The organism is Rhodococcus sp. IEGM 1341 (genome assembly GCF_030056895.1).
Classification (GTDB): domain Bacteria; phylum Actinomycetota; class Actinomycetes; order Mycobacteriales; family Mycobacteriaceae; genus Rhodococcoides.
This window is the reverse complement of record NZ_JASHKV010000001.1, coordinates 922,324-934,600: the sequence shown is the minus strand read 5'-3', so window position 1 is coordinate 934,600 and position 12,277 is coordinate 922,324. Positions and strand designations below refer to the sequence as shown.

The 12,277-nt window shown below is 66.0% G+C and carries 14 protein-coding genes; 8 read left to right on the top strand and 6 right to left on the bottom strand.

Features of this window, described 5'->3' with window-relative positions:
* Positions 1 to 95: 95 nt before the first annotated feature.
* Positions 96 to 539: a flavodoxin domain-containing protein gene (locus QM615_RS04185; protein WP_283347056.1), complete on the top strand. Its 444-nt coding sequence runs from the start codon at positions 96 to 98 to the stop codon at positions 537 to 539.
* Between the two features lie 48 nt (positions 540 to 587).
* On the opposite strand, the gene QM615_RS04180 is transcribed toward QM615_RS04185, so the two are convergent.
* From QM615_RS04180 to QM615_RS04170, 3 genes are read right to left on the bottom strand one after another with little or no spacing between them, the layout of a single operon-like run.
* A complete protein-coding gene (locus QM615_RS04180; RefSeq protein WP_094669205.1) occupies positions 588 to 1,250 on the bottom strand; it encodes a Maf family protein in 663 nt (220 codons plus the stop codon).
* A gap of 2 nt (positions 1,251 to 1,252) precedes the next feature.
* Positions 1,253 to 1,543: an acyl-CoA carboxylase subunit epsilon gene (locus tag QM615_RS04175; protein ID WP_283347055.1), complete on the bottom strand. Its 291-nt coding sequence runs from the start codon at positions 1,541 to 1,543 to the stop codon at positions 1,253 to 1,255.
* Complete coding sequence (locus tag QM615_RS04170) at positions 1,540 to 3,180, bottom strand: acyl-CoA carboxylase subunit beta (RefSeq protein ID WP_283347054.1); 1,641 nt, start codon at positions 3,178 to 3,180, stop codon at positions 1,540 to 1,542. Before QM615_RS04170 ends, QM615_RS04175 begins: the two co-directional genes overlap by 4 nt.
* A 96-nt stretch (positions 3,181 to 3,276) precedes the next feature.
* Between QM615_RS04170 and QM615_RS04165 the strand changes: the two genes are divergently transcribed.
* From QM615_RS04165 to QM615_RS04150, 4 genes are read left to right on the top strand one after another with little or no spacing between them, the layout of a single operon-like run.
* Positions 3,277 to 4,113 carry a biotin--[acetyl-CoA-carboxylase] ligase gene (locus QM615_RS04165; protein WP_094642499.1) on the top strand — a complete coding sequence of 279 codons (837 nt, stop codon included), beginning with the start codon at positions 3,277 to 3,279 and terminating at the stop codon, positions 4,111 to 4,113.
* A 47-nt stretch (positions 4,114 to 4,160) separates the two neighbouring features.
* The gene (locus QM615_RS04160; RefSeq protein WP_094688946.1) at positions 4,161 to 4,760 is read left to right on the top strand and encodes a PH domain-containing protein; all 600 of its coding nucleotides are present in this window, start codon (positions 4,161 to 4,163) and stop codon (positions 4,758 to 4,760) included.
* A 39-nt stretch (positions 4,761 to 4,799) separates the two neighbouring features.
* Positions 4,800 to 5,480: a response regulator transcription factor gene (locus QM615_RS04155; protein ID WP_037190266.1), complete on the top strand. Its 681-nt coding sequence runs from the start codon at positions 4,800 to 4,802 to the stop codon at positions 5,478 to 5,480.
* Positions 5,481 to 5,486: 6 nt separating this feature from the next.
* On the top strand, positions 5,487 to 6,806 hold the full coding sequence (locus QM615_RS04150) for a sensor histidine kinase (protein ID WP_269593496.1): 1,320 nt from the start codon (positions 5,487 to 5,489) through the stop codon (positions 6,804 to 6,806).
* Positions 6,807 to 6,827: 21 nt separating this feature from the next.
* Here QM615_RS04150 and QM615_RS04145 read toward each other — a convergent pair whose 3' ends face one another.
* On the bottom strand, positions 6,828 to 7,388 hold the full coding sequence (locus QM615_RS04145; RefSeq protein WP_283347053.1) for a GtrA family protein: 561 nt from the start codon (positions 7,386 to 7,388) through the stop codon (positions 6,828 to 6,830).
* Positions 7,389 to 7,585: 197 nt separating this feature from the next.
* Between QM615_RS04145 and QM615_RS04140 the strand changes: the two genes are divergently transcribed.
* From QM615_RS04140 to QM615_RS04130, 3 genes are read left to right on the top strand one after another with little or no spacing between them, the layout of a single operon-like run.
* Positions 7,586 to 8,788, top strand: a complete 1,203-nt coding sequence (locus tag QM615_RS04140; RefSeq protein ID WP_373455168.1) for a 5-(carboxyamino)imidazole ribonucleotide synthase — start codon at positions 7,586 to 7,588, stop codon at positions 8,786 to 8,788.
* Positions 8,781 to 9,299: a 5-(carboxyamino)imidazole ribonucleotide mutase gene (gene purE / locus QM615_RS04135; protein ID WP_283347052.1), complete on the top strand. Its 519-nt coding sequence runs from the start codon at positions 8,781 to 8,783 to the stop codon at positions 9,297 to 9,299. The genes QM615_RS04140 and purE overlap by 8 nt, the downstream gene beginning before the upstream one ends.
* The gene (locus QM615_RS04130; protein ID WP_283347051.1) at positions 9,296 to 9,685 is read left to right on the top strand and encodes a hypothetical protein; all 390 of its coding nucleotides are present in this window, start codon (positions 9,296 to 9,298) and stop codon (positions 9,683 to 9,685) included. Before purE ends, QM615_RS04130 begins: the two co-directional genes overlap by 4 nt.
* Here the strand turns inward: QM615_RS04130 and QM615_RS04125 are convergent.
* Together QM615_RS04125 and QM615_RS04120 are read right to left on the bottom strand one after the other, a co-directional pair.
* Complete coding sequence (locus tag QM615_RS04125) at positions 9,673 to 10,413, bottom strand: TIGR03089 family protein (protein WP_283347050.1); 741 nt, start codon at positions 10,411 to 10,413, stop codon at positions 9,673 to 9,675. The genes QM615_RS04130 and QM615_RS04125 overlap by 13 nt on opposite strands.
* A 56-nt stretch (positions 10,414 to 10,469) precedes the next feature.
* Positions 10,470 to 11,894 (bottom strand): LCP family protein, encoded by a 1,425-nt coding sequence (locus QM615_RS04120; protein WP_149405440.1) that lies wholly within the window; start codon positions 11,892 to 11,894, stop codon positions 10,470 to 10,472.
* Positions 11,895 to 12,277 lie beyond the last annotated feature (383 nt).

Here is a 12,277-nt window from a genome sequence, read left to right as displayed (position 1 = left end):
GGCGGGCAAGGACGGATTTTCGACCGGATCGCCGGTGAGGCTATGCTTTCCGACTGTTCGAGTGTTCGAGCAGGTGTGAGAAAGGGGAGCGATCCATGGCAGTGGTCGTGTTGTTCGGGTCCGAGACCGGTACGGCCGAGGAGGTCGCCGACAAGATTGCGGACGTGCTCAGCGATCATGACGCCGAGGTACGCGACATGCTCGAGTACGAGGGGTCCGACATCGACACCGACGACTTCCACGTGGTCATCTGCTCCACCTACGGAGACGGAGAGCTCCCCACCGGTGCAGAACCGTTCTTCGATGCGCTCGTCGAGGATGCGCCGGACCTCGCGGGACTGCAGTTCGCGGTGTTCGGTCTGGGCGACCGGGTCTACGAGGACACCTTCAACCGCGGCGGCGAGATCATCGCCGAGAAGCTCACCGAGCTCGGCGGCAAGCAGGTCGGTACTCATGCTCGGCACGACAGCTCGTCGAACATCAAGCCGAAGACCATGGCCGAGGAGTGGGCTCGCGAATTGATCGATCTTCTGCCCTGACGGCAGAACTCGGCTCCGTCCGGCCCAGCGGTCGGCGGAGCCGGACGGTCAGGACGGGGCGCTGCCCCACAGTGCGGCCAGGGACGTACCCACACGAGTGAGCAGTGTTCGCACCAGCGGTAGGCCGATGCCGATCACCGACGACGGATCGCCCTCGATGCGGTCGACGAACCAGCCCCCGAGCCCGTCCAACGTGAACGCCCCGGCCACCGACAACGGTTCACCCGAGTCGAGGTAGGCCTCGAGGTCCACCGAGGACGGCGTCGAGAAATGGACGACGGTCGAGCTGTGCGCTGCAGCCTGCGCCACGACCACTCCGTCGGTCACCCGGAGCACAGCGTGGCCGGTCAGCAAGTCGCCGCTGTTGCCCGCCATCGACTGCCATCTCGTGCGCGCCACCTCGACCGAATGTGGCTTACCGTGCAGTTCCCCGCCGATGGCCAACATCGAATCGCAGCCGACGATCACCAGATCGTCGCTCGAATCCGAGAACGTCTCGGCCACCGCGGCGGCCTTGGCTCGGGCCAGTTCCGTGACCACCGTTTCCGGAGACACCGACGGCCCGAGCGCTGCTGTCAACGCATCCTCGTCGACACCCGACACCCGGACGATCGGCTCCACCCCGGCACCGCGCAGCACCGACAGACGCGCAGGCGACGCCGACGCCAGGACCAGACGAACAGGCCCCGGCGCAGCGTCGGACGACCGCATTGTCACCGTGGGTAGCGGCCCGACGCGGCATACGAATACGCCGACTGAGGTGCGAATCGGCGATGCAGCAACTCCGGTGAACCCCACAGCTCACGAGGACGAGAATCGCCCGTCGACTCGGACCCGCCCTGGGCAGCCGTCAGAACCGTCACCAGCGCGGCGAGTTCCTCGTCGCTCGGATTGCCCTTCACCACCCGAACAGCCGCAGGGGACGGGGAAACCACCTCGCTCGGATTCGCTGCGTCATGATTCGCGTCGTCGTTCGCTGCGTCATGATTCGCTTCGTCGTTCATAGTGGGATGTTTCCGTGTTTCTTGGGTGGGAGGGTGACTTGTTTGCGTTCGAGTAGTCGTAGTGCGGTGACGATCTGGCCGCGGGTGTGGCTGGGGGGTATGACGGCGTCGAGGTAGCCGCGTTCGGCGGCGATGTAGGGGTTGACGAGGGTGTCTTCGTATTCCTGCTGCAACCTCAGGCGCAGGGCGTCGACGTCCTCCCCGTTCTTCGCGGCTTCGAGCAACTGTTTGCGGTAGACGAATCCGACGGCGCCGGAGGCTCCCATGACGGCGATCTGCGCGGTCGGCCAGGCGAGGTTGACGTCGGCTCCCATGTGCTTGGATCCCATCACGTCGTAGGCGCCGCCGTACGCTTTGCGGGTGATGACGGTGATCTTGCCGACGGTCGCTTCGCCGTAGGCGTAGAGCAGTTTCGCGCCGCGTCGGATGATGCCGTTGTATTCCTGCCCGGTGCCGGGCAGGAACCCGGGAACATCGACCAGGGTGATGATCGGGACGTTGAAGCAGTCGCAGGTCCGCACGAACCGGGCTGCTTTCTCGGAAGCATCGATGTCGAGGGTGCCCGCGAACTGGGTGGGTTGGTTGGCCACGATCCCCACCGATCGGCCGTCGATGCGCCCGAACCCGACGATGATGTTGCGTGCCCGGCCTTGTTGGACTTCGAGGAATTCGTCGTCGTCGAGGATCCGGGTGATGACCTCGTGCATGTCGTACGGGGTGTTCGGTGAGTCGGGGATCAGGGTGTCGAGTTCGAGATCCTCGGCGGTCAGATTGTCCTCGATCGACCCGGCGATCGGGTCCGAGGGTGCGGTGCGGGGGGCGTCGGCGCGATTGTTCGACGGTAGATACGACAGGAGGTCGCGGACGTAGTCGAGGGCGTCCTGTTCTCCGGATGCGACGTAGTGCGCGACCCCGGACTTCTCCATGTGGGTGTGCGCGCCACCGAGTTCTTCCATGGTGACGTTCTCACCGGTGACGGTTTTGATGACGTCGGGTCCGGTGACGAACATCTGGGAGGTGCCGTCGACCATGACCACGAAGTCGGTCAGTGCCGGGGAGTAGACGTGCCCGCCGGCGTTGGGTCCCATGATCAGCGAGATCTGTGGGATGACCCCGGAGGCGCGGACGTTGCGGTGGAAGATCTCGCCGTACAACCCGAGGGAGACGACACCTTCCTGGATGCGGGCTCCGGCACCTTCGTTGATCCCGACCAGGGGCCGTCCGGTTTTGACGGCCAGGTCCATGACCTTGACGATCTTCTCGCCGTAGATTTCGCCCAGGGAGCCGCCGAAGACGGTTGCGTCCTGGGAGAACACGCACACATCGCGGCCGTCGACGGTGCCGTAGCCGGTGACGACACCGTCACCGAAGGGCCGGTTGTCCCCGAGCCCGAAGTTCTGGGAGCGGTGCCGGGCGAGGGCGTCGAGTTCGACGAACGAGCCCTCGTCGAGCAACGCGGTGATCCGTTCGCGGGCGGTGAGCTTGCCTTTGGCGTGGACCTTGTCCACCGCTGCCTCACCGGACGGAATCTCCGCAACCGCGAGACGTTTACGAAGATCGGCCAATTTACCCGCAGTGGTATGGATATCGGGGGCTTCGGCCGACCCGTGTGCAGTGGAATCCTGGACGCTGGTCATGGGGAACCACTTTAACTGCGAGTGTGATCTGCGCCCCGACCGAGGGTGGTTGCCGACAGGCCGTCGGCCTGTCGGCGAGCCCATATGCTGGTGCGCATGTGGACAAACCTCGATCGGCCACCGCTGGACGTCCGCGCGCTTCGCCGGGCACTGGTGGACGGCCCGCAGGCCTCGTGGTCCCGGCTGGACGTGGTGGCGGAGACCGGTTCGACCAATGCCGACCTGATCGCGGGGGTTGCCAACTACGCAGACCGGACGGCATTGATCGCCGAACACCAGGACAGCGGACGTGGCAGGCATGCACGACCGTTCTCCGGCGCGCCTCGGTCGCAGATCCTGGTGTCGATGTTGCTGAAGTTCCCGGGAATCGATCCCGCCGTGCTCGGGTGGGTGTCGCTCATGACCGGAATCGCTCTCGTCGACGCGTTGCGCACCGTCGGTGAAGTGGATGCTCGGCTGAAATGGCCCAACGACGTCCTCATCGGAGGCAAGAAGGTCTCGGGCATCCTGGCCGAGGTCGCCGCGCACGGACCGTCGCCCACTGTCGTCATCGGGCTCGGGGTGAACGTGACGATGACCGTCGACGAGTTGCCGGTACCCACGGCGACATCATTGGCGCTGGAGGGGGCCGCGGTTCTCGACCGCGACACGTTGGTTCGGGCGATTCTGCGGGGGATGGCCGCCGAGGTCGACTCGTGGCGCGACTCGAACTGGAACACCGACGCCCTCGCCCACCGGTACCGGGAGAGGTGCGGCACGATCGGGCAGCGTGTGCGAGTCGATCTGCCCGGCGGCGACGAGAAGGTCGGAACTGCGGTCGACGTCGACGAGCACGGCCGGATCGTGATCGAGGTCGAGCACCCCGGGTCCGATCACCCGTCGGTGCTGGCCGTGGCCGCCGGTGATGTCACTCATCTGCGACCTCTCGCGTGAGACCATATCGACTCGACGGAAGTCGTAGCGAGTAGTCAGGAGTGCACGTGGGTTATCCACAGGACGCGTTGGCCGACGAGGAAGAGCTCCTGCTTCATCATCACCCTCACTGGAAGATGCTCGTCCTGCCGTCGGTCACGTTCGTTCTCGTCACGGGCCTGGCAGGCGTCGGTCTGGGGGCCGCGAGTGCACGCCTCGACTCGACGGCAGCGAACGCCGCCATGATCGCCACAGCGGTGCTGTGGGCGGCGATCGTCGTGTGGCGGTGCCTGGTGCCGCTGATCAGCTGGAAGTGCACGCATTTCATCGTCACCGATCGACGAGTGTTGATCAGACAAGGCGTGCTCACCCACTCCGGCATCGACATTCCGATGAGCCGAATCAGCAATGTGCAGTTTCGACACGGACTGATCGACCGGATGTTGCGGACCGGCACGCTGATCATCGCCTCGGCATCGGACGACCCACTCGAGTTCGACGACATTCCGCACGTACAACGCGTCCATTCGCTGCTCTACCAGCAAGTATTCGACTCGATGGAGTACCGTCGCGAACCCGTGCACGGCCGGGAAGCGGCGTTCGAGCCGACACCCGAGGATTCGGCCGGCGAGTCCAAGCCCGGTTGGCGAGCCGGTAAACGCAGGTAACACAGGCTGTTCTCACCTTCGAACCGTAGGGTGACCGATGTGACCGACGTGCTGCTTGCCGAAGACGACGAAGCCATTGCTGCACCCCTGTCCCGAGCGCTCGGGCGCGAGGGCTACACGGTGACCGTCGAACAGACCGGCCCCGCCACCCTTCAGCGTGCGCTGGACGGAAAATTCGACCTGTTGATACTCGACCTCGGCCTGCCGGGGATGGACGGCCTCGAAGTGTGTCGGCAGGTGCGTGCCAACCGATCCGAGGTTGCCGTACTCATGCTCACCGCACGCACCGACGAGGTCGACTTCGTGGTCGGTCTCGACGCCGGCGCCGACGACTACGTCGGTAAGCCCTTCCGGCTCGCCGAGCTCATGGCCCGCGTACGGGCGTTGCTCCGCCGCCGTGGTGCCGGGGAGGATTCCCCGATCGAGGTCGGCGCCATCCGTCTCGAACCCGCTGCCCGACGCGTCCTGGTCGGTGGCACCGAGATATCTCTCGCCAACAAGGAATACGAGCTGCTCAAGGTCCTGCTCGACCATGCGGGCCAGGTCGTCTCTCGCGAAGTCATCCTGCGTGAGGTCTGGGGCGACGCAGAGTTGCGCGGATCGAAGACTCTGGACATGCACATGTCCTGGCTGCGTCGCAAGATCGGCGACGAAGGGCCGGTGGCCGAGCGTCGCATCGCCACGGTGCGCGGCGTCGGCTTCCGTATCAACAGCGACTAGCGGTCGATGCGGCGTCGAATTCTGGTCTCGATTCTCGCTGTCGTCGTCATGACGGCGTTGCTGCTCGGTTTGCCCCTGATGTACACCGCGTGGTTGTGGGTGGAGGATTTCACCCGTAACGACCTGCAGGCACGCCTGGATCGAATGGCGGCGGAGATCATCTCGCAGGAGGGGTCTGCGGGGCTGATCGAGGGGCAACTCGACATCGGCTCGCTCCGGTTGGCGATCCCGCAGGGCGGCCGGCTCGTGGTCATCTATCCGACTCCGGAGGATGCCGCCTCGCGCGCGGACATCGGGCAGTCGTCCGTGCCTCGCCCGCTGGTGGAATCGCTGTCGATGGGTACCTCGGGTTCGCTTCGCCTCGAAGTGCCGTCCGACGACATGCGGTCCCTTCAGCGCCAAGCGCTGGGAGCGGTGACGCTCGTCGTTCTCGCATCTGCGATGGCAGGCACCGTCGTGGCCGTCGTGACGGCCAAGCGCCTGGCCGACCCGCTGCAGGATGTGGCGCGGCGAGCTGCTCGCCTGGCCGAAGGCGACTTCAGGCCGGATCCACGACGGCACGGCATCGCCGAACTCGATCGGGTCTCGGAGGTTCTGGACTCGGCCACCGTCGAGATCGCCGGACGGCTGCAGCGTGAACACACGTTGGTTGCCGATGTCTCACATCAGCTTCGCAGTCGCCTGACCGCTGTCCGTCTACGCCTGGACGAAATCTCCACACACCCGGACCCGGCGGTGGTCGACGAGGCCAACGAGGCGATGGACCAGGTGGATCGGCTGACCCTTGCCATAGACGAGCTCGTTCGATCCTCTCGTAGTGACGGCGCGGCCGACGCGCACGAGGTCTCGGTCGTCGATGAGCTGACAGGAACCATCGTCGAATGGCAGCGAAACTTCGAGGACGTGGGTCGGCCCCTGGCGATCAAGGGCGACGCGGATCTGAAGGCCTCGGTGACCGGATCGCGCTTGCGCGAAGCGGTCTCGGTGCTGATCGACAATTCCCTGGTGCACGGAGAGGGAGCGTGCACGGTGGCGGTTCGAGCCGTCTCGGCCGTCGAGAGCACGGAGGGACGCCGCGAGAGACTGGTCTGCGTCGAGGTCTCGGACGAGGGGCCAGGGGTGAACAACGAACTTGCTCCGCACATCTTCGACCGCGGATTCTCGGGAGCCGGTTCCACCGGTGTCGGGCTCGCACTGGCCCGGGCGTTGATCGAGGCGGACGGCGGCCGTCTGGAACTGCAGCGACGCCGCCCGGCACTCTTCTCGGTGTTCCTGCCTGCGTGGCGGGAACCGTCGCCTGCGGTGCCTCGGCGCGAACCGCGCTGAGCATCTCAGGGTCGGTGCATCTCAGGGTTGGTCGAGTGCGTCCGCTGTGTCGGTCGGATCCTCGTTGCGTTCGGCGTCCACTTCCAGGATCGTGCGCGCGTTGTCCTCGGGGAACGCGAAGCGGCGTAGTGCCCAGAACCGGAATGCCATCTGCAACAGGTTGCCGATGATGTAGTTGAGGACGAAGTCGATGATGACCACGGTCGTCAGGGATTCGCTGGTGTCGCGAATGTCGAAGATGTTGTTCGCGATCCACAGCGGACCGGCTGCGATGAGCACACCGATACCGCTGATCGCGAAGAAGAGCAGTGCCTCGTGGTGCCGCTCGCGTCCGCCGCGGTGTTTGAAGGCCCACTCACGGTTGAGGAAGTAGCTGAGCAGGGTGGCGAGTACACCCGAGATGATCTTGGCGATCACCGGCTTCTGCTCGAGCACCGTCAGGCTGAGCGAATAGAAGATGACGAGGTCGAAGACCATCGTCGTGCCACCCACGATGGCGAACTTGATCAGCTCACTGTGCCGAATCGCGAGGTCCCGAAGGGGCGTGGGTAAGCGCTGGAGCACGCTTGCGATCGTCGGCACAACGGTGAAGTCTACGAAACACATTCCGGTTCCGCCGAACCGAGGCTCCGATCATCAGGGTTTCCACAGGTCCTCGCCGACTCCGCCGTCTCCCGTGAGACTGCCGGTTCGGACCGAATGCGTGCGACATGACACCATGGTGAGCCGTGACAGGTACCGAACCGCGCCCCACTGCTGCGCGCCCGTCGTCGACCGGAATGCCCGTGGTGACGATGATCGGCGGCGGTCAGCTCGCCCGCATGACTCATCAGTCCGCGATCGAACTCGGACAGACCCTTCGCGTTCTCGCCGCCGGTGCCGACGAGCCGGCAGCTCAGGTCAGCCCCGACGTCGTCTTCGGCCACCACGACGACCTCGATGCGCTGCGCACTGCCGCGACCGGTTCCAATGCGCTCACCTTCGACCACGAACAGGTGCCCACCGCGCACCTGGAGACTCTCGTGGCAGAAGGGGTCAACGTACAACCGCCGCCGAGCGCGTTGATCTTCGCCCAGGACAAATTGCGCATGCGTCGTAAGCTCGCCGAACTGGGCGCGCCCGGTCCCGCCTACGCGGAGGTCTCGTGGGCGCAGGACGCGATCGCGTTCGGCGACGAGCACGGTTGGCCGGTGGTGCTCAAGGCAGTGCGCGGCGGCTACGACGGGCGTGGAGTGTGGATGCCCGCCGACGCCGAGGAAGCCGAGGAGATCGTCACCGCACAACTCGACCTGGGTGTACCGCTCATGGTGGAGGAGAAGGTGGCCATGCGCCGTGAGCTGTCGGCGATGGTGGCACGATCGCCGTTCGGCCAGGGAGCTGCATGGCCCGTGGTGCAGACAGTGCAGCGCAACGGCCAGTGCGCGGTGGTGCTGGCACCGGCTCCCGACCTCGACGAGGACGTGGCCACGTTCGCAGGCAGGCTTGCCCTCGACATCGCAGGTGCGCTCGGCGTGGTCGGAGACCTCGCGGTCGAACTGTTCGAGACCACCTCCGGCAAGCTCCTGGTCAACGAACTGGCCATGCGACCCCACAACTCCGGTCACTGGACCATGGACGGGTGCCGTACCTCGCAGTTCGAGCAGCACCTACGTGCGGTACTGGACTACCCGCTCGGTGACACCGATCCACTCGCTCCGCTGACGGTCATGGCCAACATTCTGGGCGCGCCGCAGGCCCCCGAGATGACGATGGACGAGCGGCTGCATCACCTGTTCGCCCGCATGCCCGACGCGAAGGTGCATCTGTACGGCAAGGGCGAGCGCAAGGATCGCAAGATCGGACACGTGAACATCCTGGGCGCGCAGTCGGGTTCGCTCGCCGACCCCGCCTACGTGGCCTCGGTGCGCGAGCGAGCCGAGCGTGCAGCGCACTGGATGTCGCACGCCGAATGGACCGACGGATGGGACCCGCACGATGACTGACAGCACGATCGACTCAGGCCCTGCAGTCGGCCTGATCATGGGCAGCGACTCCGACTGGCCGACGATGGAAGCCGCGGCAGAAGCGCTCGCGGAGTTCGGAATTCGCTTCGAGGTAGGCGTCGTATCCGCGCACCGCACCCCGCAGCGCATGCTCGACTACGCCCGCGAGGCCGCAGGACGCGGGATCCGCGTCATCATCGCCGGGGCCGGGGGAGCGGCCCACCTGCCCGGCATGGTCGCGTCGGCGACGCCGTTGCCGGTCATCGGAGTGCCGGTGCCGCTGAAGTACCTCGACGGTATGGACTCGCTGCTCTCGATCGTTCAGATGCCCGCCGGAGTCCCCGTGGCCACGGTCTCCATCGGGGGTGCACGCAACGCAGGGTTGCTCGCGGTCCGGATTCTCGGTGCCTCCGATCCGGCTCTGCAAGAACGGATGTCCGCGTTCCAGGCCTCACTCGAGGCCATGGTGCTCGAGAAGGACAAAGCTCTGCGCACCACTCTGCTCGGGTGAGCGCAGCCGTGTCACGGAGCGAGCAGATCCGGCGCGCCGGTCGCGGTAGTCGGCAGTCCATGCTGGTGACGCGGCTGGCGCTGTTCTATGCCCGACTCTGGCGCGGTACGGCGCATTTCGACGACGAATTCTCGCTGTTCGTGTGCACCGGTCTGCGTGGCGGATTCGGCCGCGGCGGAACGACATTCGGCGGTGCCTACCTGACGAAGGGCAACACCGCCCGTCGGGTACTGCGACACGAGGCCGTCCATGCAGACCAATGGGCGAACTTCGGGCTCACCTTCCCGTTCCGCTACCTCGCCGAAGAAGCGCGACATCGGGGCCCGGCGAACAAGTACGAGATCGAGGCCGGACTCGCCGACGGCGGCTACCGTCAGCCCGGCTGAGCAAAATTGCCGGTGACCTTCTCGGTCTCGGCGCGCCGCTGCGACTTCTCCTTGTCCGGATGTGCCACCTGAACCAGTGACGCCCCCACGACGAGTACCGAGAGTAGACCGTCGATCAGCTCGTCGGCTGTGGTCCAGGACGCGCTGGACATGACCCGGTCCGAGGCCGTCCAGGACCGTGCGGCGGCTCGCTCACCAGCGGCCGCGAGAACCTCGTCCACCGAACGTCCGTCCAGCGCCGCGGCTGCGCTCCCGGAACCCGCGCTCCCGGAACCCGCGACCCTGAACTGATCGCCGTGCACCCGCACCGACGTCGCGTAATCGGTCATCCCGATCGGCAGATCGGGGACCGCCTTGCCGAAGGCGTCGAGCGAGAAGGCCAGCACCTCTTCTGTGTCGGGAGCCTCATCGAGCCGATCACCCGACACCATCGCTACGTCCGCGGAGTCGTCGGCCCCGAGAATCACCTCGCCGCCTGCCCACCAGATTCCCAGCAGTGCCGCAGCCGTCTGCCAGTGCGCGGGCAACAGCACACTCACCCTGCCGCCCACCTCGAAGCCGAACTCGTCGCGCAACAGATTGGCGGTCTTGGCCGCCCAGTTCGCGAGGGTCACCGCCGACACCTCGACCCGCTCACCGGTCGCATCGTCGTAGAACGTGATGCGCGGACCGGCCGGATCGGCGGCGAGAATCGGGTCGAGCAGGGTCTGAGTCAGATTCGAAGCCACCCCACGACCCTAGATGACGCTCGACGACTCCGTTTCACACAGTGAGCGAACGCCGATCAGTTGACGCACATCGGGCCGACGGAACCGGCGTCGATCGGAGCAGCCGGTGCCTCGGGAACCGCCGTACCCGACTCGGGAGCAACGGTTTCCGCCGTCGCAGCCTGACCCGAGCCAGGCCCCGCGTAGTCGTTCGCGAGGACCACCCGAACGGTATCTGCCGACAGCGAGTCGTCCGCGGTGATCTGCAGTCCGCCGAGCGCTGCCGAGACGGCGCGTGCGGCATCACTGTCCACATCGGCAGCCTGGATGCGGCTCGCCGAGATCGACGCGCCCTCGTAATTTCCGATGGTGCCGTCGACGTACCCCAACGCCGTCAACGAACCGGCGACACCGTTGGCGAGCCCGTCGATACCGCTGTCGTTCGCGACGTCGACGGTCACCGTCGACGGATCGACAGCCGGTGCGTCCGAATCCTCGGCGTTGGCCTCCGCCGAATTACCGTCGGCGAGCAGGCCTGCGACGTACTTCTTCACCGCAGCGGGATCGACCTGCACGATCGATTCGCCGTAGTCGGTGGTCGCATTGATGTCCACTGCCGGAATCGTCTCGAACTTGACCTTGCCGCCGGCGAGATCCTGCAGGCGAGTGGCGAACTGCAGAATGTCCCAGTCGGAATCGAGAGTCACCGATCGCTGCACCGCGGTGCTGAGTTGGCCCAGTTTGCCGGGGTTGCTCAGCGTCTTGGCGCTGAGCACACTCCGCACGAGCGAGGCCATGAACACCTGCTGGCGCACGATGCGGTCCAGATCTCCGCGCGGAAGATCGTGCCGCTGTCGGACGAAACTCAGAGCCTGCGAACCGGAGAGATTCTGCTCGCCCGCGGGGAAGTTCGCACCCGACAGTGGTTCTTGCACAGGGTTGTTCAGGCACACCTCGACACCGCCGACGGCATCGGTCAGCAGCACGAAGCCGAGCAGCCCCACCTCGGCATAGTGATCGACGGTGATGCCGGTGAGGTTGGCGACCGAATCGATGAGGGCCTCGCGACCGGCCTCGGTGGCCTGGGATTCGGCATCGGCGTCCGTCACCCCTTGCTCGACCAATTCGAGTCGCTTGTTCTCCTTGGTCGCGCCGTATGCGGCGTTGATCTTGGACATGCCGATGCCGGGTACCTCGACGTACGAGTCTCGCGGGATGGAAATCGCGGTGGCCGACGAACCGTCGTTCGGAACGCGGATCAGCACGATCGTGTCGGTGTTGGACGCCACCTCTTCGCCGGCGTTGAGGGATGCGAGTTCTGCGGGGGACAACGCATTGCCGTGGGCATCGGTACGACTGTCCGTGCCGACCATCAGAATGTCGACGGCACCGTCGGCGGCTCCGCCGAGACCGAGACCACCCGCGGTGGCGATATTGGAGCGCAGGCTGTCGACACTGCGCCACGCGAAACCGGTCACCAGCAGGACGAGAATCGAGAGCACTGCGACCGCGACGTGGGTCGCGGGCCAGCGGGTACTGCCGACCCGAGGGCCCCTGCCGTCGGATCCGGGTCGCTCGACGCCACCGCGAGGGGTTCGCCGATCGGGACGACGGGATCTGGTCGCGCGTTCGCCGGGAGCACCATGTCTGCGTTCTCTGGTGCGGCGTTCTCCGCGGTGTTCGTCGTCGACGTATCGGTGGGCGGCGCCCTCGCGCTCGCTGGAGCGTCCCGAGGTGCGCGCTCGGGGATCGTCGGATCGCCGGGGAGCGCTCCGCCTCGGCGGGGGAGTGCGCTCACCTCCGGGCGTGCCTGGATCTCGTGGCACCGTGACGACCCTCTCTCGTTTCCGGCCGGCCTGAAACCTGCCTACTTCGTTGTTCTCCC

What these genes read in the sequence shown, in the direction of transcription:
- QM615_RS04180 (WP_094669205.1), bottom strand. Translation starts at nt 1,250, where the DNA reads ATGCGGTCGTCCGACGCTGCGCCGGGGCCTGTTCGTCTGGTCCTGGCG.
- QM615_RS04150 (WP_269593496.1), top strand. Translation starts at nt 5,487, where the DNA reads ATGCGGCGTCGAATTCTGGTCTCGATTCTCGCTGTCGTCGTCATGACG.
- QM615_RS04170 (WP_283347054.1), bottom strand. Translation starts at nt 3,180, where the DNA reads ATGACCAGCGTCCAGGATTCCACTGCACACGGGTCGGCCGAAGCCCCC.
- QM615_RS04165 (WP_094642499.1), top strand. Translation starts at nt 3,277, where the DNA reads ATGTGGACAAACCTCGATCGGCCACCGCTGGACGTCCGCGCGCTTCGC.
- QM615_RS04140 (WP_373455168.1), top strand. Translation starts at nt 7,586, where the DNA reads ATGCCCGTGGTGACGATGATCGGCGGCGGTCAGCTCGCCCGCATGACT.
- purE (WP_283347052.1), top strand. Translation starts at nt 8,781, where the DNA reads ATGACTGACAGCACGATCGACTCAGGCCCTGCAGTCGGCCTGATCATG.
- QM615_RS04185 (WP_283347056.1), top strand. Translation starts at nt 96, where the DNA reads ATGGCAGTGGTCGTGTTGTTCGGGTCCGAGACCGGTACGGCCGAGGAG.
- QM615_RS04175 (WP_283347055.1), bottom strand. Translation starts at nt 1,543, where the DNA reads ATGAACGACGAAGCGAATCATGACGCAGCGAACGACGACGCGAATCAT.